At 59.3% G+C, this 21,231-nt stretch carries 23 protein-coding genes; 12 read left to right on the top strand and 11 right to left on the bottom strand.

All coding sequences use genetic code 11. The features are described from left to right. Positions 1-72 precede the first annotated feature (72 nt). Genes AACY50_RS23075 through tldD form a run of 3 tightly spaced genes read left to right on the top strand, consistent with a single transcriptional unit; the run spans position 73 to position 6,245 of the window. Positions 73-3,879, top strand: a complete 3,807-nt coding sequence (locus tag AACY50_RS23075) for a YhdP family protein (protein WP_339539220.1) — start codon at positions 73-75, stop codon at positions 3,877-3,879. 58 nt (positions 3,880-3,937) lie between these two features. Next, positions 3,938-4,798 carry a carbon-nitrogen hydrolase family protein gene (locus AACY50_RS23070; protein ID WP_339431746.1) on the top strand — a complete coding sequence of 287 codons (861 nt, stop codon included), beginning with the start codon at positions 3,938-3,940 and terminating at the stop codon, positions 4,796-4,798. Positions 4,799-4,802: 4 nt separating this feature from the next. Continuing rightward, complete coding sequence (gene tldD, locus AACY50_RS23065) at positions 4,803-6,245, top strand: metalloprotease TldD (protein ID WP_016771693.1); 1,443 nt, start codon at positions 4,803-4,805, stop codon at positions 6,243-6,245. Between the two features lie 51 nt (positions 6,246-6,296). Here tldD and yjgA read toward each other — a convergent pair whose 3' ends face one another. Next, positions 6,297-6,821, bottom strand: coding sequence for a ribosome biogenesis factor YjgA (gene yjgA, locus AACY50_RS23060; RefSeq protein ID WP_221730042.1), 525 nt, complete (start codon positions 6,819-6,821; stop codon positions 6,297-6,299). Between the two features lie 108 nt (positions 6,822-6,929). On the opposite strand from yjgA, the gene pmbA reads away from it, so the two are divergent. After that, entirely contained in the window at positions 6,930-8,276 is a 1,347-nt protein-coding gene (gene pmbA, locus AACY50_RS23055) for a metalloprotease PmbA (protein ID WP_401161623.1), read from the top strand. A 106-nt stretch (positions 8,277-8,382) separates the two neighbouring features. Here pmbA and AACY50_RS23050 read toward each other — a convergent pair whose 3' ends face one another. The 10 genes from AACY50_RS23050 to AACY50_RS23005 form a co-directional block, all read right to left on the bottom strand. Further along, positions 8,383-8,658, bottom strand: coding sequence for an HPr family phosphocarrier protein (locus AACY50_RS23050; protein WP_339431748.1), 276 nt, complete (start codon positions 8,656-8,658; stop codon positions 8,383-8,385). A gap of 15 nt (positions 8,659-8,673) precedes the next feature. Further along, positions 8,674-9,531, bottom strand: a complete 858-nt coding sequence (rapZ, locus tag AACY50_RS23045; RefSeq protein WP_221730039.1) for an RNase adapter RapZ — start codon at positions 9,529-9,531, stop codon at positions 8,674-8,676. Between the two features lie 2 nt (positions 9,532-9,533). Next, on the bottom strand, positions 9,534-9,998 hold the full coding sequence (gene ptsN / locus AACY50_RS23040) for a PTS IIA-like nitrogen regulatory protein PtsN (RefSeq protein ID WP_339431749.1): 465 nt from the start codon (positions 9,996-9,998) through the stop codon (positions 9,534-9,536). Positions 9,999-10,009: 11 nt separating this feature from the next. Further along, positions 10,010-10,318: a ribosome hibernation-promoting factor, HPF/YfiA family gene (hpf, locus tag AACY50_RS23035; protein ID WP_187676780.1), complete on the bottom strand. Its 309-nt coding sequence runs from the start codon at positions 10,316-10,318 to the stop codon at positions 10,010-10,012. Positions 10,319-10,391: 73 nt separating this feature from the next. After that, positions 10,392-11,885 (bottom strand): RNA polymerase factor sigma-54, encoded by a 1,494-nt coding sequence (locus AACY50_RS23030; RefSeq protein ID WP_339431750.1) that lies wholly within the window; start codon positions 11,883-11,885, stop codon positions 10,392-10,394. A gap of 188 nt (positions 11,886-12,073) precedes the next feature. After that, complete coding sequence (lptB, locus tag AACY50_RS23025) at positions 12,074-12,799, bottom strand: LPS export ABC transporter ATP-binding protein (protein ID WP_008085069.1); 726 nt, start codon at positions 12,797-12,799, stop codon at positions 12,074-12,076. Next, the gene (lptA, locus tag AACY50_RS23020) at positions 12,799-13,344 is read right to left on the bottom strand and encodes a lipopolysaccharide transport periplasmic protein LptA (RefSeq protein ID WP_339431751.1); all 546 of its coding nucleotides are present in this window, start codon (positions 13,342-13,344) and stop codon (positions 12,799-12,801) included. Before lptA ends, lptB begins: the two co-directional genes overlap by 1 nt. Further along, on the bottom strand, positions 13,331-13,903 hold the full coding sequence (lptC, locus tag AACY50_RS23015; protein ID WP_339539219.1) for an LPS export ABC transporter periplasmic protein LptC: 573 nt from the start codon (positions 13,901-13,903) through the stop codon (positions 13,331-13,333). The genes lptA and lptC overlap by 14 nt, the downstream gene beginning before the upstream one ends. Before the next feature lie 8 nt (positions 13,904-13,911). Next, complete coding sequence (locus AACY50_RS23010; RefSeq protein ID WP_339431753.1) at positions 13,912-14,436, bottom strand: KdsC family phosphatase; 525 nt, start codon at positions 14,434-14,436, stop codon at positions 13,912-13,914. Further along, positions 14,436-15,410 carry a KpsF/GutQ family sugar-phosphate isomerase gene (locus AACY50_RS23005; RefSeq protein WP_339431754.1) on the bottom strand — a complete coding sequence of 325 codons (975 nt, stop codon included), beginning with the start codon at positions 15,408-15,410 and terminating at the stop codon, positions 14,436-14,438. The genes AACY50_RS23010 and AACY50_RS23005 overlap by 1 nt, the downstream gene beginning before the upstream one ends. 276 nt (positions 15,411-15,686) lie before the next feature. Here AACY50_RS23005 and AACY50_RS23000 point away from each other — a divergent pair, with 276 nt between their 5' ends. From AACY50_RS23000 to hisG, 8 genes are all read left to right on the top strand, one after another. Further along, positions 15,687-16,496 (top strand): ATP-binding cassette domain-containing protein, encoded by an 810-nt coding sequence (locus AACY50_RS23000; protein WP_339431755.1) that lies wholly within the window; start codon positions 15,687-15,689, stop codon positions 16,494-16,496. Next, positions 16,496-17,293: a lipid asymmetry maintenance ABC transporter permease subunit MlaE gene (mlaE, locus tag AACY50_RS22995; RefSeq protein WP_221730031.1), complete on the top strand. Its 798-nt coding sequence runs from the start codon at positions 16,496-16,498 to the stop codon at positions 17,291-17,293. The genes AACY50_RS23000 and mlaE overlap by 1 nt, the downstream gene beginning before the upstream one ends. Then, positions 17,293-17,760, top strand: a complete 468-nt coding sequence (mlaD, locus tag AACY50_RS22990; RefSeq protein ID WP_339431757.1) for an outer membrane lipid asymmetry maintenance protein MlaD — start codon at positions 17,293-17,295, stop codon at positions 17,758-17,760. The genes mlaE and mlaD overlap by 1 nt, the downstream gene beginning before the upstream one ends. Positions 17,761-17,771: 11 nt before the next feature. Continuing rightward, the gene (locus AACY50_RS22985) at positions 17,772-18,425 is read left to right on the top strand and encodes an MlaC/ttg2D family ABC transporter substrate-binding protein (protein ID WP_339466226.1); all 654 of its coding nucleotides are present in this window, start codon (positions 17,772-17,774) and stop codon (positions 18,423-18,425) included. Next, positions 18,422-18,727 carry an STAS domain-containing protein gene (locus AACY50_RS22980; RefSeq protein ID WP_339431759.1) on the top strand — a complete coding sequence of 102 codons (306 nt, stop codon included), beginning with the start codon at positions 18,422-18,424 and terminating at the stop codon, positions 18,725-18,727. The genes AACY50_RS22985 and AACY50_RS22980 overlap by 4 nt, the downstream gene beginning before the upstream one ends. 115 nt (positions 18,728-18,842) lie before the next feature. After that, positions 18,843-19,082: a BolA family protein gene (locus tag AACY50_RS22975; protein WP_007912386.1), complete on the top strand. Its 240-nt coding sequence runs from the start codon at positions 18,843-18,845 to the stop codon at positions 19,080-19,082. Between the two features lie 22 nt (positions 19,083-19,104). After that, positions 19,105-20,370, top strand: coding sequence for a UDP-N-acetylglucosamine 1-carboxyvinyltransferase (gene murA, locus AACY50_RS22970; protein ID WP_045122295.1), 1,266 nt, complete (start codon positions 19,105-19,107; stop codon positions 20,368-20,370). 128 nt (positions 20,371-20,498) lie between these two features. Further along, on the top strand, positions 20,499-21,134 hold the full coding sequence (gene hisG / locus AACY50_RS22965) for an ATP phosphoribosyltransferase (protein ID WP_221730028.1): 636 nt from the start codon (positions 20,499-20,501) through the stop codon (positions 21,132-21,134). The last annotated feature ends 97 nt before the right edge of the window (positions 21,135-21,231 follow it).

Below are 21,231 nucleotides of genomic sequence, written 5' to 3'. Positions count from 1 at the left end.
CCTGCATCACCCTTTTTCAACAGCGGCTGGCCTCAGCTTTTCGCAGTTTTTTTGCCATGGGAGCCAACTGACATGGACCGTCTGACACGTATTCTGGCCGCACTCACCCGATGGGGGCTGAGCCTGTGCGCGTTGGTTCTGGTGTTGATGGCGTTGTATGTCAGCCTTGGCCGCGAACTGACGCCGCTGGTGGCCGAATACCGCGCCGAGATCGAAGACAAAGCCAGCACCGCCCTCGGTATGCCACTTCAGATCGGTGAACTGGAGGGTAACTGGAAGGGATTTGCGCCGATCCTGCTGGCCCATGATGTGATGGTCGGTGACGGCGCCAATGCCTTGCGCCTCGATCGGGTGCGGGTGGTGCCGGATCTTTGGGCCAGTCTGCTGGCTCGTGAAGTGCGTATTGCCCATCTGGAACTCAATGGTCTGAAAATCAGCCTCAAGGAAGCGCAGGACGGCAGTTGGGCGCTGGAAGGCTTGCCGGTGCAAAAGGATCAGCCACTGGATGCGGAGCAACTGTTCAATCGCTCGCAAATGATTCGGCAGTTGTCTGTCCTCGATAGCCAAGTGACCCTGCAGCCACTGGATCACGCGCCGATGACCCTCACCTATGTTGGTCTCAATCTGAAAACCGGTGCCAGTCGTCAACGCCTCGACGCACGCTTGACATTGCCTGATGGTCAACCGGTCGCGCTGAGCCTGCGCACGCGGATTCGCGCGGGCCAATGGCAGGACAGCGCCCTGGAAGGCTACGTCAGTCTGCCGCAAAGTGACTGGTCGAAGTGGCTGCCCGAGCGCCTGACCCGGCAATGGAATTTCTCCGAGATCAAGGCCGGCGGCGAGCTTTGGGTGAACTGGGCTGAAGGCACTTTGCAAAGTGCGGCGCTGCGTTTGAATGCCCCGCAACTCAATGGCGCTTACGCCGAGCGCAAGCCGATCCAGATCAACAATCTGGCGCTCAATGCCTACTACGAAAACAGCGCCGATGGCGCCACCGTCACTCTCGATTCGCTGGCGATGAACTTCGGTGAAACCCGCTGGGAATCTCGCGTGCAACTCCAGCAGACACGCGCTACCGACAAGGTCGACGAACGCTGGCATTTGCAGGCCGATCGTCTCGATCTGACACCGATCACGCCGCTCCTCAACGCATTGGGCCCGCTACCGCAGGAGGTTGCCACGGTGGTCGAGCGCCTGAAAGTGACCGGCGTGCTGCGCAACGTGCTGCTGGATTTCCGTCCGAATGCCACTGACGGTACAAAGTTCGGCTTCGCTGCCAACCTCGACAGCGTCGGTTTCGATGCCTATCACGGCGCGCCGGCGGCACGAAATGTCAGCGGTAGCCTGACGGGCAACCTCGACGGTGGCGAGTTGCGCATGGACAGCAAGGATTTCGTCCTGCACCTGGATCCGATTTTCGCCAAACCCTGGCAGTACATTCAGGCCAACGCCCGACTGACCTGGAAGCTCGACAAGGACGGTTTCACTTTGATCGCGCCGTACCTGAAGGTACTGGGCGAAGAAGGCAAGATTGCCGGCGACTTCCTGATCCGCCTGCATTTTGATCACAGCCAGGAAGACTACATGGACCTGCGGGTCGGTCTGGTCGATGGCGACGGTCGCTACACCGCCAAGTACTTGCCGCAAGTCCTCAGCCCGGCACTCGACGAATGGTTGCGCACGGCAATCCTCAAAGGCGCGGTGGATCAGGGCTTCTTCCAGTATCAAGGGTCTCTGAGCAAGAACGCCGGGGACGCCGACCGCAGCATCAGTCTGTTCTTCAAGGTGCATGACGCCGAACTGGCCTTCCAGCCCGGCTGGCCGCATGTGAGCAAGGTCAGTGGCGATGTGTTCATTGAGGACAGTGGTGTGCGAATTCTGGCCAGCGAGGGCCAATTGCTCGACACCCGGATCAGCGACGTTTTCGTCAATATTCCCCATGTGCCTGCCGGACAACATACGCATATGTTCCTTGATGGGGCATTTGCCGGCGGTTTGGGGGATGGACTGAAGATTCTTCAAGACGCACCGATTGGCACGGGTGAAACGTTCGCCGGCTGGGAAGGTGCGGGCGACCTGCAGGGCAAACTCAAACTGGACATCCCGCTGGACAAGGGCGGCGATCAGCCGAAAATCCTGGTCGACTTCACGACTGCCAATGCGCGGCTGAAACTGGCCGAGCCGAAGCTGGAACTGACTCAACTCAAGGGTGATTTCCGTTTCGACAGCGCCAAAGGCCTCAGTGGTCAGAACATTGCGGCGCGAGCGTTCGATAAACCGGTCACCGCGCAAATTTTTGCCGACGGTAGTCCTGGCAAACTCAAAACCCGGGTCGCGGCATCGGGGCAGGTCGAGGTCAAGAAACTCACCGACTGGCTGGGTGTGACACAGCCGTTGCCAGTGTCCGGGACGATTCCCTATCAGTTGCAACTGAACCTGGACGGCGCCAACAGCCAGTTGATGGTCAGCTCCGGAATGAAAGGCGTCGCGGTCGATCTGCCGGCACCGTTCGGCATGGCGGCGGATGTCGGTCGTGACACGGAGTTGCGCATGACCCTGCAGGGGCAGGAGCGGCGTTACTGGGTCAATTACGGTCAACTGGCCAATTTCACCTTTGCCGCGCCGCCGACCCAATTCGCCGAGGGACGCGGTGAACTGTTCCTCGGTGCAGGCGAAGCCGTGCTGCCGAGCGCCAAGGGCTTGCGAATTCGTGGTGTGCTGTCGGAACTTGATATCGCGCCGTGGCAGGATCTGCTCAACAAGTACGCCGGGCAGGACCCGGGTGGCAGTGCCAAGCAACTGCTCAGTAGCGCTGACTTCAAGGTCGGCAAGTTGACGGCGTTCGGTACCACGCTGGATCAGGCCTCGGTGCAGGTCGATCGTAAATCCGCGGCGTGGAACCTGGCGCTCGACAGTCAGCAGGTCAAAGGCTCTGCCAGCCTTGCCGACGCGAAAAACACGCCGATTGGGGTCAACCTTCAGTATGTGCGTTTGCCGGCACCGGATCCGAAGGAGCAGGCCGACGAGAACTCTCCTGATCCGCTGGCCTCGGTTGATCCTGCGAAAATCCCCGCGCTGGATATCACCATCAATCAACTGTTCCTGGGCCAGGACCTGGTCGGTGGCTGGTCGCTCAAGGTGCGACCGACCGGCAAAGGCATCGCGCTGAATAACCTCGACATGGGCCTCAAAGGCATCCTGTTGCAGGGCAATGGCGGTTGGGAGGGCGCGCCGGGTGCGACCAATAGCTGGTTCAAAGGCCGGATTAGCGGCAAGAACCTTGCCGATGTCCTCAAGGGTTGGGGCTTTGCGCCGAGTGTGACCAGTGAAGAATTCCATATGGATGTCGATGGCCGCTGGCCGGGCTCGCCCGCGTGGCTGGCGACCAAGCGTTTTTCCGGCACTCTGGATGCGTCGCTGAACAAGGGCCAGTTTGTCGAAGTGGAGGGCGGAACACAGGCATTGCGGGTGTTTGGTTTGCTCAACTTCAACGCTATCGGCCGTCGATTGCGTCTGGATTTCTCCGACTTGTTCGGCAAAGGCTTGAGCTACGACCGCGTCAAAGGATTACTGGTGGCGAACAACGGTGTGTATGTGACCCGCGAACCAATTCGTTTGACCGGGCCTTCGAGTACCTTCGAACTGGACGGTACGCTGGATCTGGTCGCCGATCAGGTTGATGCCAGGTTGTTGGTGACCTTGCCGGTGACCAACAACCTGCCGATTGCCGCACTCATCGTTGGCGCACCGGCGATCGGTGGTGCGCTGTTCCTGATCGACAAGCTGATCGGTGATCGTGTGGCGCGCTTCGCCAGCGTGAAATACACCGTCAAAGGTCCATGGAAAGACCCGAAAATCACGTTCGACAAGCCTTTTTGAACAGCCAGTCCCTGAACCGATGGAGTAGCATGGCCGCTTACCTCTTGCGGAGTTCGCCATGTCTTTAGCGGTCATTCAAATGGTCAGCCAGAGTGACGTGCAGGCCAATCTGGCCCAGGCCCGACGCCTGCTCGAACAGGCGGCGGCCGGTGGCGCGAGGCTGGCCGTGTTGCCGGAAAACTTCGCCGCCATGGGCCGTCGCGACATCGCCGACATCGGTCGAGCCGAAGCATTGGGCGAAGGGCCTATCCTGCCGTGGTTGAAACAGACCGCCCGTGACCTCAGGTTATGGATAGTGGCCGGTACGTTGCCGTTGCCGCCATTGGATCAGCCGGAGGCCAAGCCACATGCCTGCTCGCTGCTGGTCAACGATCAGGGCGAAATCGTTGCACGGTATGACAAGTTGCATCTGTTCGATGTCGATGTAGCGGACAATCGCGGCCGTTACCGCGAATCCGATGACTATGCTTATGGCAGTAGCGTGGTGGTGGCGGACACGCCGGTCGGCCGAGTCGGTCTGACAGTGTGTTACGACCTGCGCTTCCCGGAGTTGTACAGCGAATTGCGCGCGGCCGGTGCCGAGTTGATTACCGCACCGTCAGCCTTCACCGCGGTGACCGGTGCGGCGCATTGGGATGTGCTGATTCGCGCGCGGGCCATCGAGACTCAATGTTATGTGCTGGCGGCAGCGCAGGGCGGGATACATCCGGGGCCGCGGGAAACCTTCGGTCACGCGGCGATCATCGACCCGTGGGGCCGCGTGCTGGCGCATCAGGATCAAGGCGAAGCGGTGTTGTTGGCCGAACGCGATAGCGATGAACAAGCGTCCATCAGGGCGCGGATGCCGGTGACGAGTCATCGGCGGTTTTTCTCGCAGGGCGCACAGCGGCCTGCCTCAGAACACGAATTTAAGGCGTAAACCTATGAGCGAGTTGTTGTCCTCAGTCAGTGATCACCTGTTGGCGCCCGGCGGCGTGACGATCGAAAGCCTGCAAGGCGTGCTTGGCGATCTGGCCGGCCCGGGCATCGATGCCGCCGACCTGTATTTCCAGGGTCAGATCTCCGAGTCTTGGGCGCTGGAAGATGGCATCGTCAAGGAAGGCAGCTTCAACCTTGATCAGGGTGTGGGTGTGCGGGCGCAGTCCGGTGAGAAAACCGGTTTCGCCTACAGCAACGCGATCACCCTTGAAGCCCTCGGCGCTGCGGCGCGAGCGGCCCGTTCGATCTCCCGCGCCGGGCAGAACGGCACGGTGCAGGCATTTACCAGCCAAGACGTTGCGCAACTGTATGCGCCGGACAATCCGCTGGAAGTGCTGAGCCGTGCCGAGAAGGTCGAGCTGCTCAAGCGCATCGACGTGGCTACCCGCGCACTCGATCCGCGTATCCAGCAAGTCAGCGTGAGCATGGCCGGGGTCTGGGAGCGGATTCTGGTGGCTTCCACTGATGGCGGTCTGGCGGCGGATGTGCGACCGCTGGTGCGCTTCAACGTCAGTGTGATCGTTGAGCAAAACGGCCGTCGCGAGCGTGGCGGGCATGGCGGCGGCGGGCGTACCGACTACCGTTATTTCCTCGCCGAAGACCGCGCCATGGGCTATGCCCGTGAAGCGCTGCGTCAGGCGCTGGTGAACCTCGAAGCGATTCCGGCGCCGGCCGGCACTTTGCCGGTGGTGCTGGGTTCGGGCTGGTCCGGCGTGCTGCTGCACGAAGCGGTCGGCCACGGTCTGGAAGGCGACTTCAACCGCAAAGGCAGTTCCGCCTATAGCGGCCGCATGGGTGAAATGGTTGCTTCAAAGCTCTGCACCATTGTCGATGACGGTACCTTGAGCGGCCGTCGCGGCTCGCTGAGCGTCGACGACGAAGGCACGCCGACCGAGTGCACCACGCTGATCGAAAACGGCGTACTCAAGGGTTACATGCAGGACAAGCTCAATGCACGCCTGATGGGCGTGGCCCGCACCGGTAACGGGCGTCGTGAGTCCTATGCACATCTGCCGATGCCTCGGATGACCAACACCTACATGCTGGGCGGCGAAAGCGACCCGGCAGAAATCATTGCTTCGGTGAAGAAAGGCATCTATTGCGCCAACCTCGGTGGCGGTCAGGTCGACATCACCAGTGGCAAGTTCGTGTTCTCCACCAGCGAGGCCTATCTGATCGAAGACGGCAAGATCACTGCGCCGGTCAAAGGCGCGACGTTGATCGGCAACGGCCCTGAGGCGATGAGCCGGGTGTCGATGGTCGGTAACGACCTGGCGCTGGACAGCGGTGTGGGGACGTGTGGCAAGGATGGACAGTCGGTGCCGGTGGGGGTTGGACAGCCAACGCTGAAAATCGATGCGATCACCGTGGGTGGCACGGGCGCATAAGAAAAGATGGAGCTTTGGGTGGCGCGCAGGGCGACCACCCAGTGACGAATATCAACGCAGACCGCGTTGAGTCTCGTCCAGCTCACGGATGTATTTGAAGATTTTACGGCTGGAAGCAGGAGGTTTGTTTTGCGCAACCTCGTGCTGAGCCTGACGGATCAGGGAACGCAGTTGCTGGCGATCGGCGTCCGGGTAGTCGACGACGAATTTCTCCAGCACGGCATCGTCGCCCGCGATCAGGCGATCACGCCAGCGTTCGAGATTGTGGAAACGCTCGTTGTACTGACGAGTCGAGGCATCGAGTTGATCGAGCAGAGTCAGAATCGCGTCAGTGTCCTGATCGCGCATCAGTTTGCCGATGAACTGCAAATGCCGCTTACGCGCGATATTCGCGGTGTGCTTGGGCGCATCGGCCAAGGCCCGGCGCATGGCGTCGGTCAGCGGCAGTTTTGCGATCAAGTCAGGCTTGAGTGTTGTAAGGCGCTCGCCGAGGTCAACCAGAGCATGCAGCTCGCGTTTGACCTGAGATTTGCTTTTTTCTCCCGTATCGAGGGAGTCGTCGTAAGAATCAACCATGGTGGCAGTCCGCAAAGAAACGCCGCCATGATAACCAGTCGGGGGCCGCTTGTCCGGCCCGGTCGCTCGATGGCCCCCGCCGAAAGCAGAATTTGAGTGGAGATGAGCATGAGTGCAGTTCAAAGCGTCGGCCCGCAGGCATTGCCGGCACTGCAGGAACAAGTCGAGCAGATCATCGCCGAAGCCAAGCGTCAGGGCGCCAGTGCCTGTGAAGTGGCGGTGTCGCTGGAGCAGGGCCTTTCGACATCGGTCCGCCAGCGCGAAGTCGAAACTGTCGAGTTCAACCGCGATCAGGGCTTTGGCATCACGCTGTACGTCGGTCAGCGCAAGGGCTCTGCCAGCACGTCTGCCACGGGGCCTGAGGCGATTCGCGAAACCGTTGCCGCCGCACTCGCCATTGCCAGGCACACCTCCGAGGACGAAGCTTCGGGCCTCGCTGATGCTGCGCTGATGGCCAGGGATCAGCAGGATTTCGATCTGTTCCACGAATGGGATATCACGCCGGAGCAGGCCATCGAGAAGGCTTTGATCTGTGAGGCGGCGGCATTTGATGCTGATGCGCGGATCAAGAATGCCGATGGCACCACCCTCAGCACCCATCAAGGCTGCCGCGTTTACGGCAACAGCCATGGTTTCATTGGTGGCTACGCGTCGACGCGACACAGCCTGAGTTGCGTGATGATCGCCGAGGCCGACGGCCAGATGCAGCGCGATTACTGGTACGACGTGAACCGTCAGGGCACTTTGCTGGCGGATCCGGTAAGCATCGGCCAACGCGCTGCACAACGGGCGGCGAGCCGTCTGGGGGCGCGTCCGGTGCCGACTTGCGAGGTGCCGGTGCTGTTTTCTGCAGAACTGGCAGGCGGTTTGTTTGGCAGTTTCTTGTCGGCGGTATCCGGCGGCAGTCTGTATCGCAAATCGTCGTTCCTGGAAGGCACGCTGGGGCAGAAACTGTTCCCGGAATGGCTGACCATCGACGAACGTCCGCATCTGATGCGTGCCATGGGCAGCGCCTGGTATGACGGTGACGGCCTGGCGACTTATGCCAAACCGTTTGTCGAAAAAGGTGAGTTGGTGTCGTACATCCTTGGGACCTATTCCGGTCGCAAGCTCGGTATGCCGAGTACGGCCAACGCTGGCGGCGTACACAACCTGTTTGTCACTCATGGCGATGAGGATCAGGCCGCACTGCTGCGGCGCATGGGGCGTGGGCTGTTGGTCACCGAGTTGATGGGCCATGGTTTGAATATGGTCACGGGTGACTATTCGCGCGGGGCGGCGGGATTCTGGGTCGAGAACGGCGAAATCCAGTTCGCGGTGCAGGAAGTGACTATCGCTGGCAACATGCGCGATATGTTCAAGCAGATCGTCGCGGTCGGTAACGATCTGGAGCTGCGCAGCAATATTCGCACAGGTTCCGTGTTGATCGAACGGATGACGGTGGCGGGCAGCTAAGCCCCGCCCGCGACACAAAAAAGGCGCGCCATCCGATTGGGTGGCGCGCCTTTTTTATACCGGCCCCTGGCACTGCCGAGGCTGCGATTTTTTGACTGTTCGACGATCAGCCACCTTCGTCGAAGAAGTTGTTGATCAACGCCACCAACGCATCCAGCGCTTCTTGTTCCTGATGTCCTTCAGTACTCAAATAGATTTTTGTGCCCTTGCCGGCAGCCAGCATCATCATCGCCATGATGCTTTTGCCATCCACTACCGTTTCTGGTGTGCGGCCTACTCTGATCGTGCAATCCGGATACTGACCTGCAACCCCGACGAACTTGGCCGACGCCCGGGCGTGCAAGCCCAGTTTGTTGATGATTTCGATTTCCAGAGCAGGCATCGCGGTGTGAATCCTTTAAGTGAGGTCGCGGTGGCGAACCTGGACGTTCTTCAGGGTTTTGTGCAGGGCCTGACCCAGGCGTTCGGTCAGGTAGACGGAGCGGTGATGCCCGCCGGTGCAGCCGATGGCAATGGTGACGTAGGCGCGATTGCTCGCGGCGAAACGCGGCAGCCATTTGTGCAGGTAGGCGTAAATGTCCTGGAACATTTCCTCGACTTCCGGCTGCGCCGCCAGGTATTCGGCCACCGGCGCATCGAGACCCGATTGCGCGCGCAGCTCTGGCTTCCAGTACGGGTTGGGCAGGCAGCGCACGTCGAACACCACGTCTGCATCGACCGGCATGCCGCGTTTGAAGCCGAATGACTCAACGAGAAATGCTGTTCCGGGTTCAGGCTGATTGAGCAGGCGCAACTTGATGGTGTCGCGCAACTGGTACAGGTTCAGGTGGGTGGTGTTGATCTTCAGGTCGGCCAGATCGGCGATTGGGCCGAGCAGGGCGGTTTCATCGCTGATCGCTTCGGCCAGTGAGCGGTTGGCGGTGCTCAGTGGATGACGCCGGCGGGTTTCCGAAAAACGCTTGAGCAGGGTTTCTTCGTCGGCGTCCAGATAAAGCACATCGCACTGGATGTGGCGGCTGCGGACTTCTTCCAGCAACTCGGGGAAACGCGAGAGATGGCTCGGCAGGTTGCGCGCATCGATCGACACGGCCACCAGCGGTTGTGCCAATTCGGTGTGTATCAGTGCGCGTTCAGCCAGTTCTGGCAACAAGCCTGCCGGCAGGTTGTCGATGCAGTAGTAACCGCTGTCCTCAAGGACATTCAGTGCGGTGCTTTTGCCCGAGCCGGAGCGGCCACTGACGATGATCAAGCGCATGATTAATGCCTGTTCTGCTCTTCCAGTACCACTTGGTACAAGGCTTCACTGCCGGCAGCGCTGCGCAGTCTTTCGCGTACTTCCTTGCGGTCGAGCATGCTGGCGATTTGACGCAGTAACTCCAGGTGCGCATCGGTAGCGGCTTCTGGGACCAGCAGTACAAACAACAGATCAACGGGGGCGCCGTCGATCGCATCGAAATCGATAGGGGCGTCGAGGTGAAGCAGAGCGCTGACAGGCTCAATGCAACCCTTGAGGCGACAGTGAGGAATGGCGATGCCGTTGCCAAAACCGGTGGAACCGAGTTTTTCACGGGCAATCAGGGCCTCGAAGACATCTTGCATCTCCAGCGCCGGCACTTCGCGGGCGATCAGGTTGGCAATTTGTTCGAGGGCTTTCTTTTTACTGCCGCCCGGCACGTTCACAAGAGAACGGCCGGGGGTCAGGATATTTTCAAGTCGGATCATGGAGTGGGGGGTTATCGACCGGTAGCGCCCTGGAGCAGGCTCTGGGTCTTTTCCTTATGCTTTTTGAGTTGTTTATCCAGCTTGTCGGTCAGGGCGTCGATCGCGGCGTACATATCGGTATGTTCCGCGTTGGCGACCACTTCACTGCCGGGAATATGCAAGGTGGCTTCGATTTTCTGCTTGAGCTTTTCGACACACATCGTGACTTGTACGTTGGTGATCTTGTCGAAATGGCGCTCCAATCGTTCGAGTTTCTCGTTGATGTAGGTGCGCAGAGGTTCGGTCACTTCCAGTTGGTGTCCACTGATGTTGACTTGCATACAGCTTCTCCTTCGTTGCCAGTGCATAAAGCGGCAGGCTGGATAGCCTGCCACTGGAACGCTGTAACGTGGCTTACATCAACCGCTTGCGTTCGCTCGAAGGCGCGATCCCGAGGGACTCGCGGTACTTGGCGACGGTGCGGCGAGCCACCTGAATGCCTTGTGCCTCCAGTAAACCAGCGATCTTGCTGTCACTCAACGGCTTTTTCTGATTTTCCGCAGCAACCAGTTTTTTGATGATCGCGCGGATCGCCGTGGACGAGCATTCACCGCCTTCGGAGGTGCTGACGTGGCTTGAGAAAAAGTATTTCAGTTCATAGATACCGCGCGGGGTATGCATGAATTTCTGCGTGGTCACTCGGGAAATCGTCGATTCGTGCATGCCAACCGCTTCGGCGATGTCATGCAGCACCAGTGGCTTCATGGCTTCGTCCCCGTATTCCAGAAAGCCGCGTTGATGCTCGACGATCTGGGTGGCCACTTTCATCAGGGTTTCGTTGCGGCTTTGCAGGCTCTTGATGAACCAGCGGGCTTCCTGCAACTGGTTGCGCATGAAAGTGTTGTCGGCGCTGGTATCGGCGCGTCTTACGAAGCCGGCATACTGGGCGTTGACCCGCAGGCGGGGCACTGATTCCTGATTCAGTTCGACCAGCCAGCGTTCATTGTCCTTGCGCACAATGACGTCAGGGACGACGTATTCGGCTTCAGTGGATTCGATCTGAGAGCCCGGACGCGGGTTGAGGCTCTGCACCAGTTCGATGACTTGACGCAGTTCATCTTCCTTGAGCTTCATGCGCCGCATCAACTGGTTGTAATCGCGGCTGCCGAGCAAGTCGATGTAGTCGGTGACCAGACGTTTCGCTTCAGTCAGCCATGGTGTCTTCGCCGACAACTGGCGCAGTTGCAGCAACAGGCATTCGCCGAGGTTGCGGGCGCCGATGCCAGCGGGTTCAAACTGCTGGATGCGGTGCAGAACGGCTTCGATTTCGTCCAGTTCGATGTCCAGTTCCGGGTCGAACGCTTCGAGGATTTCTTCGAGGGTTTCGTCCAGGTAACCCTGGTTGTTTATGCAGTCGACCAGGGTGACGGCGATCAGTCGGTCGGTGTCTGACATCGGCGCGAGATTGAGCTGCCACAGCAGGTGGCTTTGCAGGCTTTCACCGGCGGAGGTGCGAGTGGTGAAGTCCCATTCGTCGTCATCGCTGCTGGGCAGGCTGCTGGCACTGGTCTGGTAGACGTCCTCCCAGGCCGTGTCGACCGGAAGCTCGTTGGGGATACGCTCGCTCCATTCGCCATCTTCCAGATTGTCCACCGTCGGAGCGGTTTCCTGATAGGACGGTTCCTGAATTTCGGTGTTGGGCTTTTGCTCGGCGTTGTCGGCCAGAGGGTCCGAGTTATCGAAGTCGTCGCCTTCTTCCTGGCGTTCGAGCATCGGATTGGATTCCAGGGCCTCCTGGATTTCCTGTTGCAGATCCAGGGTCGACAATTGGAGCAGACGGATGGCCTGTTGCAGCTGCGGTGTCATCGTCAGCTGCTGGCCCATTCTCAAGACTAGCGATGGTTTCATGGCAGGGGCTTAACACCTTATTCGCCGGCGCACATGCGCCATCCACTACAGAGCGCCGAAGCGCCAAACTTAAGCAAATTATATGCCTGAAACTGAAGTGTTTGCCTAGAGCGTTGTAACAATTAAAGCGTATTAAATCCTGCTTGAATCGATACAGCGCCCGCGCGTCTCTCCGGGCGCTGTCGCGTTTACAGGCGGAACTCGTGACCCAGATACACTTCCTTGACCAGATCGTTGGCCAGGATGGTTTCTGCGTCGCCTTCGGCAATCAACTGGCCGTCGTTGACGATGTAAGCGGTTTCGCAGATATCCAGCGTCTCACGCACGTTGTGGTCGGTGATCAGTACGCCGATGCCCTTGGCCTTGAGGTGGTGGATGATCTGCTTGATGTCGCCGACCGAGATCGGGTCGACACCGGCGAACGGTTCGTCGAGCAGGATGAATTTCGGTGCGGTTGCCAGAGCACGCGCGATTTCCACTCGGCGGCGTTCACCACCGGACAGGCTCATGCCCAGGTTGTCGCGGATGTGGCTGATGTGAAATTCCTGCAGCAGGCTTTCCAGCTCCTTGCGACGGCCGGCCTTGTCGAGCTCCTGGCGAGTCTCGAGGATGGCCATGATGTTGTCGGCCACCGACAGCTTGCGGAAGATCGAGGCTTCTTGCGGTAGATAGCCAATACCTGCCTTTGCGCGACCGTGCATTGGCTGGTGGCTGACGTCCAGATCGTCGATCAGCACGCGGCCCTGATCGGCCTGTACCAGGCCGACAATCATGTAGAAGCATGTGGTCTTGCCGGCACCGTTCGGGCCGAGCAGGCCAACAATCTGGCCGCTGTCGATCGACAGGCTGACGTCACGCACGACCTGGCGGCTTTTATAGGCCTTGGCCAGATGCTGAGCTTTCAGAGTGGCCATTACTGGGTTTTCTCGTCGGTTTTCTTCTTCGGCTGGATCACCATGTCGATGCGCGGACGCGACTCGGTGACCTTGCTGCCGGTGGCACGGCCGGCACTGGCCAGTTTCTTCACCGTGTCGTAGACGATTTTCTCGCCTTGGGTGATGTTGTCGTCCTTGTCGACAACCTTGGCCTTGTCGATCAGCACGACGCGGTTCTGCGCTGCGTGGTACTGGATCGTTACGCCCCAGCCTTGAACGGGTTTCTTGTCGCCGGCGGTTTGCAGTTGCTCGAAGTAGGCAAGGTTGCCCACCGAGGTCACCACGTCGATGTCGCCGGCCTGAGTGCGAGTGATGGTCACGGTGTTGCCGGTAACCTTCATCGAGCCCTGAGTGATGATCACGTCGCCTTTATAGGTGGCAACGCCATTCTTGTCGTCCAGTTGGGCATCGTCGGCCTGAATGCGGATCGGCTGCTCTTGATCGTTCGGCAGAGCCCAGGCGCTCACGCTTCCCAGTGCTGCGCCCAGACTGAGCAAAATAGGGAGGGTTTTAACGAGCCTCATACTGTCCTCTTACGTTCGATAGCAGGTGTATCCTGCTTTCCTTCAGATACGCTTTCATTCCCACGCCAGTCGATACACCCCCAGCGCCGTCGATTCTAACGGGTTGCGCGGTCTGCGCATATTGCTGCTGCGGGAACACCGTCATGCGAGTCGACGTGATCAGGGTGTCGCGGTTCTTTTTATCGGTGCGCTTGACGCGTACCGAGTCGATCAACTCGACTTCGGTGCCGCCCGAGTTCACTTCGCCGCGCTCACTGGTCACGTGCCATGGGAACGCTGTCCCGCGGTACATGTTCAGGTCGGGCTTGGTCACCAGCGTGATGTCGGTCGCCTTGACGTGTTCGGCCTTGTCGGACGTCATTTCATACTGCACTTTGCCGTCCGGAAGGTATTGCAAGGTATGCGTGTTGGTCGCATACCAGTCGATAGGGGTGTCTACCGACGAGGTTGGCGGTTTGTCGAGAAAGCGTTCCGGGCTGATGTTCCAATAGCCGACCGCCGCGAATATCGCGGCTATACAGGCGAAGAGCAGGAAGTTACGAAATTTTTTGCTGAACATTTTTTGGCTCACAGGTACGCGGCGTTGGCCGCATCGAGGCGGCCCTGGGCGCGCAGGATCAGTTCGCAGAATTCACGGGCGGCACCTTCGCCGCCGCGGGCCCGGGTCACACCATGGGCGTGTTCGCGGACGAAATCAGCGGCGTTGGCCACGGCCATGCCCAAGCCTGCGCGGCGGATCACCGGCAGGTCGGGCAGGTCGTCACCGAGGTAGGCGACCTGTTCATAGCTTAGGCCCAGTTGCTCAAGTAGACCGTCCAGAACCACCAATTTGTCTTCGCGGCCCTGAAACAGGTGCGCGATGCCGAGGTTTTTCGCTCGGCGCTCGACCACGGGCGTTTTACGGCCGCTGATGATGGCGGTCTGCACGCCAGCGTTCATCAGCATTTTGATGCCTTGACCGTCGAGGGTGTTGAACGTCTTGAACTCGCTGCCGTCTTCAAGGAAGTACAGGCGTCCGTCGGTAAGGACGCCGTCGACGTCGAAAACCGCCAGTTTGATCGCTTTTGCGCGTTGCAGCAGATCGGTGCTCATTACATCACTCCTGCGCGCAGCAGGTCGGAGAGGTTGAAGGCGCCGACCGGGCGATCTTCCTCATCGACAACTACCAGCGCGTTGATTCGGTGGTCTTCCATGATTTTCAGGGCTTCGGCGGCGAGCATCTCGGGTCGGGCGGTCTTGCCGTGGGCTGTCATCACCTGGTCGATGGTCGCGCTGCGGATGTCGATGCTGCGATCCAGCGTGCGGCGCAAATCGCCATCGGTGAAAATCCCGGCGAGCTTGCCGTCGGCTTCAAGAATCACGGTCATGCCCAGACCCTTGCGGGTCATTTCCATCAGAGCGTCCTTGAGCAGAGTGCCGCGTTGCACTTGTGGCAGCTCTTGCCCGCTGTGCATGACGTTTTCCACTTTCAGCAACAGACGACGACCCAGCGCACCGCCCGGGTGAGAGAAAGCAAAATCTTCAGCGGTAAAGCCGCGCGCTTCCAGCAATGCAACGGCCAGGGCGTCACCCATGACCAGTGCAGCGGTGGTCGAGGACGTCGGCGCCAGGTTCAGCGGGCAGGCTTCGTGCTCGACGTGAACGTTGAGGTTGACCTCGGCAGCCTTCGCCAGTGGCGAGGCCGGATTGCCGGTCACGCTGATCAACTGGATGCCCAGACGCTTGATCAAAGGCAGCAGGGTGACAATTTCGTTGGTCGAGCCGGAGTTCGAGAGGGCCAGGATCACGTCATCGCGAGTGATCATGCCCATGTCGCCGTGGCTGGCTTCGGCCGGATGTACGAAAAAAGCCGGGGTGCCGGTGCTGGCCAGGGTCGCAGCAATCTTGTTGCCGACGTGTCCGGACTTGCCCATGCCGACCACCACCACACGGCCCTTGCTGGCCAGAATCATCTCGCAGGCGCGTACGAAATCGGCGTCGATATGGGGCAACAAGCCTTCTACGGCTTCCATTTCGAGGCGGATGGTGCGTTGTGCCGATTGAATCAGGTCGCTGGATTGGCTCATGTCAGAAATCGTATAGCCCGATGAAAAGGCGGCGATTATAGCGGTTATGTTGCAAAGCCTCACGCAAGTTCGTCGTGCTTTAGCATTCCCCGCGACCAAAACCCGGCAAAACGGCCTCCAGTCTCCCCCTTACCGTTGAATACAGCCCGGTACAAGCCTTGGGCGCTTGGCCTTTGCAGTGATATAGTTCGCCGCCAGTTCGGCCTGCCCGGGATGTAAGTGCTTTTTAAGTAGAGCCAGGCGTCCGAGTGAGAGGCTGCATCGCAAGGAGTTTAGATGAGTGCCGATAACGCCTACGCGGTCGAGCTGAAGGGAGTCTCCTTCAAGCGCGGTGCGCGCAGCATTTTCAATAACGTCGATATCCGCATCCCGCGCGGCAAGGTCACCGGCATCATGGGGCCTTCCGGGTGTGGCAAGACCACCCTGCTGCGGTTGATGGGCGCACAGTTGCGTCCTTCCAGTGGCGAAGTCTGGGTGAACGGTCAGAACCTGCCGCAGCTTTCGCGCAGCGATCTGTTCGATGCACGCAAACACATGGGCGTGCTGTTCCAGAGCGGTGCGCTGTTCACCGATCTCGATGTTTTCGAGAACGTCGCTTTTCCCCTGCGCGTTCATACCCAATTGCCGGAAGAAATGATCCGCGACATCGTCCTGCTCAAGCTGCAGGCCGTTGGTTTGCGTGGCGCCATCGAGTTGATGCCCGATGAGCTGTCTGGCGGCATGAAGCGTCGCGTGGCTCTGGCTCGCGCAATTGCGCTCGATCCACAGATCCTCATGTACGACGAGCCGTTCGTGGGCCAGGACCCGATCGCCATGGGTGTGTTGGTACGCTTGATCCGTCTGCTCAATGATGCGCTGGGAATCACCAGCATCGTGGTGTCCCACGATCTGGCCGAAACCGCGAGCATTGCCGACTACCTCTATATAGTCGGCGACGGTCAGGTACTGGGGCAGGGCACGCCGGACGAATTGATGAACTCGCACGAGCCGCGTATTCGTCAGTTCATGACGGGCGATCCTGACGGCCCGGTGCCGTACCACTTTCCAGCGACGGATTACCGCGCAGATCTTCTGGGGAAGCGCTGATGCGCAGAATTTCATTAATAGAACGCGTACGCCGGTTCGGCGAAGCGGCGATCGACGCCATTGCGGTGTTTGGTCGTGCAACGCTGTTCCTGTTTCACGCCTTGATCGGTCGTGGCGGCATCAGCGGCGGTTTTGGCCTGCTGGTCAAACAGTTGCATTCGGTGGGCGTCATGTCGCTGGTGATCATCGTGGTCTCCGGTATCTTCATCGGCATGGTGCTGGCGCTGCAGGGTTTCAGCATTCTGTCGAGCTACGGTTCGGAGCAGGCGGTAGGGCAGATGGTTGCTCTGACCCTGCTGCGTGAACTGGGCCCGGTGGTGACGGCGCTGTTGTTTGCCGGGCGTGCCGGTTCGGCATTGACCGCAGAAATCGGCAACATGAAATCCACCGAACAGCTTTCCAGCCTGGAAATGATCGGTGTCGACCCGCTCAAGTACATTATCGCGCCGCGTTTGTGGGCCGGTTTCATCTCCCTGCCGGTGCTGGCGATGATTTTCAGCGTGGTGGGCATCTGGGGCGGCTCGTGGGTGGCTGTCGACTGGCTGGGCGTGTATGAAGGCTCCTATTGGGCGAACATGCAGAACAGCGTGAACTTCACCAGTGATGTGCTCAACGGTGTCATCAAAAGTATCGTTTTCGCCTTCGTAGTGACCTGGATCGCCGTATTCCAAGGCTATGACTGTGAGCCCACTTCCGAGGGGATCAGTCGTGCCACCACCAAGACCGTAGTGTTTGCCTCGCTGGCAGTGCTCGGCCTGGACTTTATTCTGACCGCTTTGATGTTTGGAGATTTCTGATGCAAAACCGCACCCTGGAAATCGGTGTCGGCCTGTTCCTGCTGGCAGGGATCCTGGCTTTGCTGCTGCTTGCTTTGCGGGTCAGTGGCCTGTCTCCGACTTCGACCACCGACACCTATAAACTTTATGCCTACTTTGACAATATCGCCGGTTTGACGGTCAGAGCCAAAGTGACCATGGCCGGCGTCACGATCGGCAAGGTCACGGCAATCGATCTGGATCACGACAGCTTCACGGGTCGGGTGACTCTGCAAGTGGATAAAAACGTCGACAATCTGCCGACCGACTCCACCGCGTCTATCCTGACCGCTGGGCTGCTGGGCGAGAAGTACATCGGTATCAGCGTGGGCGGGGAAGACACCCGTCTGAAGGATGGTGGAACCATTCACGACACGCAGTCGTCACTGGTACTGGAAGACCTGATCGGTAAATTCCTGCTCAATACCGTTAGCAAAGACGCCAAATGAGGAGCTTTTGAATGATCTCTACCTTGCGACGTGGACTGTTGGTACTGCTTGCGACATTGCCATTGATGGGCACTGCTGTGGCGGCGCAGTCGGCGCATGATCTGGTTCAGGACACCACGAACCGGATGTTGGCTGATCTGGCGGCCAATAAAGAAAAGTACAAACAGGATCCGCAGGATTTCTATACCGCGCTGAACACCATTGTCGGCCCTGTGGTGGATGCCGAAGGCATTTCCAAAAGCATCATGACGGTCAAGTATTCGCGCAAGGCGACGCCGGCACAGATGCAGACGTTCCAGGAAAACTTCAAGAAAGGCCTGTTCCAGTTTTATGGCAACGCCTTGCTTGAATACAACAACCAGGGCATCACTGTTGATCCGGCCAAGGACGAGTCCGGCGATCGCACCAGCGTCGGCATGACCGTCAAAGGCAACAACGGCGCGATCTATCCAGTGCAGTACACGCTCGAGAAGATCAACGGCGAGTGGAAACTGCGCAACGTGATCATCAACGGTATCAACATTGGCAAGCTGTTCCGTGATCAGTTCTCTGATGCGATGCAGCGCAATGGCAACAACCTGGACGCGACCATCAACGGTTGGGCCGGTGAAGTCGCCAAAGCCAAAGAAGAAACCGACAAAGCTGCCGTGAAGCCAGCGCAATGAAAGAGGCGGCAGTGCGTATGAGTGATGTCGATGAGCTTTTGCTCAGCGGAGTGCTGGACTACCGCACCGGGCCTGACCTGCGCAAGGAAGGGCAGGCGCTGATCAAGTCCAGCAAGGCTTCGTCGCTGGTCATCGACTGCTCGGGCGTAAAGAAGTCCAGCAGCGTCGGTTTGTCGTTGCTGCTGTGCTTCATGCGCGATGCTCAAGCCGCCGGCAAGGCTGTCAGCATCCGGGCACTGCCCGATGACATGCGCGAAATCGCTCAGGTCAGCGAGCTGACCGAAGTGCTGGCGCTACACTGAATTCGCATCGATAAAGAAGCCCCCCGTCAGAGTCCTGCCATGCGGGGTTCGCAGGCGCGGGGCTTTTTTGTATGATGTCCGACCCGTGCGCACAGGGCGCCGATTGAGGTTGAGCATGCAGGCCGTAGAAGTGAAGAGCTTCCTTGAAGGAAAGCTGCCCGGAACGTTGGTAGAAGTTGAGGGCGAAGGCTGCAATTTCCAGCTGAACGTGATTAGCGATGAACTGGCGGCGTTGAGCCCGGTGAAGCGTCAGCAGCAGATCTATGCCCATTTGAACCCATGGATCACCGATGGCAGCATCCATGCGGTCACTATGAAATTTTTCAGCAGCGCGGCCTGGGCCGAGCGCACCTGAGCCTAAGGGCGTCGAGATTCTTATGGATAAACTGATTATTACCGGCGGCGTTCGTCTTGATGGCGAAATCCGCATCTCCGGGGCAAAGAACTCCGCCCTGCCGATCCTGGCAGCCACCCTGCTGTGCGATGGCCCGGTGACCGTTGGCAACCTGCCTCACCTGCACGACATCACCACGATGATCGAGCTGTTCGGTCGCATGGGCATTGAGCCGGTGATCGACGAGAAACTCAGCGTCGAAATCGACCCGCGCACCATCAAGACCCTGATCGCTCCGTACGAACTGGTGAAAACCATGCGTGCGTCGATCCTGGTGCTGGGCCCGATGGTTGCCCGTTTCGGTGAAGCCGAAGTCGCCCTGCCTGGCGGTTGCGCCATCGGCTCGCGTCCGGTCGACCTGCACATCCGTGGCCTGGAAGCCATGGGCGCGGTAATCGACGTCGAAGGTGGCTACATCAAGGCCAAGGCGCCTGAAGGCGGCTTGCGCGGCGCGAGCTTTTTCTTCGATACCGTGAGTGTGACCGGTACCGAAAACATCATGATGGCTGCTGCTCTGGCCAAGGGCCGCAGCGTGCTGCAGAACGCCGCGCGTGAGCCTGAAGTGGTGGACCTGGCGAACTTCCTCAACGCCATGGGCGCCAAGGTTTCCGGTGCTGGCACCGATACCATCACCATTGATGGCGTCGAGCGTCTGGGTTCGTGTTTCTACAAAGTCATGCCTGACCGTATCGAAACCGGCACCTATCTGGTGGCCGCTGCAGTGACCGGCGGTCGTGTGAAGGTCAAGGATACCGATCCGACCATCCTCGAGGCGGTTTTGGAAAAACTCCGTGAAGCCGGCGCAGAGGTCACCAGCGGTGAAGACTGGATCGAGCTGAACATGCATGGCAAGCGCCCGAAAGCGGTCAATGTGCGCACTGCGCCGTACCCGGCGTTCCCGACTGACATGCAGGCACAGTTCATCTCGCTCAACGCCATTGCCGAAGGCACTGGCGCAGTGATCGAGACGATCTTCGAAAACCGCTTCATGCACGTCTACGAACTGCACCGCATGGGCGCCAAGATCCAGGTCGAAGGCAACACCGCCATCGTCACCGGTACTGAAGTCCTCAAAGGCGCGCCAGTGATGGCAACCGACCTGCGTGCTTCGGCCAGCCTTGTGATTTCGGCGCTCGTTGCCGAAGGCGATACCCTGATCGACCGCATCTACCACATCGACCGTGGTTACGAGTGCATCGAAGAAAAACTGCAGATGCTGGGCGCCAAGATCCGTCGCGTTCCGGGCTAATAGCTGCTGCATGGGCACAAGGATGTGCCCGTTGAATTCGTTTTGAGTCGAGCCGGTTGCCGGCTCGATGTGTGTCCGGCGCCGATTGCGACCGGACATGAGTACCTTGATAAGGACTGACGTTTCCCATGTTGACCATCGCACTGTCCAAGGGCCGCATCCTTGACGACACCCTGCCGCTTCTCGCTGAAGCGGGCATCGTGCCGACCGAGAATCCGGACAAGAGCCGCAAGCTGATCATCCCCACGACGCAGGCAGACGTACGCCTGCTGATCGTGCGCGCCACCGACGTGCCGACTTATGTCGAACATGGCGCGGCCGACCTCGGCGTGGCCGGTAAAGACGTGCTGATGGAATACACCGGCCAGGGCCTGTACGAGCCACTGGATCTGCAGATTGCCCAGTGCAAACTGATGACCGCCGGCAAGATCGGCGCGGTCGAGCCCAAGGGCCGTCTGCGCGTGGCGACCAAGTTCGTCAACGTCGCCAAGCGTTACTACGCCGAGCAGGGCCGTCAGGTCGACATCATCAAGCTTTACGGCTCGATGGAACTGGCACCGCTGATCGGTCTGGCCGACAAGATCATCGACGTGGTCGACACCGGTAACACCCTGCGCGCCAACGGCCTGGAACCTCAGGAACTGATCGCCACGATCAGCTCGCGTCTGGTGGTCAACAAAGCTTCGATGAAAATGCAACACGCCCGCATCCAGGCGTTGATCGACACCCTGCGCAACGCAGTGGAATCGCGACACCGCGGCTGATCTACCAGCGCGACCTTGAGCCGCGCCCGTCTATCCGCCTCATAGCCAGAATCTCAGGTGCCCAAGCGGAAACGACTGCTAAGTTAGGGCGCCTGAG

Origin of the sequence: Pseudomonas sp. RA_15y_Pfl2_54 (assembly GCF_963971015.1) — a bacterium.
In the GTDB taxonomy this organism is placed as follows: domain Bacteria; phylum Pseudomonadota; class Gammaproteobacteria; order Pseudomonadales; family Pseudomonadaceae; genus Aquipseudomonas; species Aquipseudomonas baetica_A.
The sequence above is the reverse complement of the archived record's forward strand: the minus strand, read 5'-3'. Positions and strand labels throughout refer to the sequence as shown.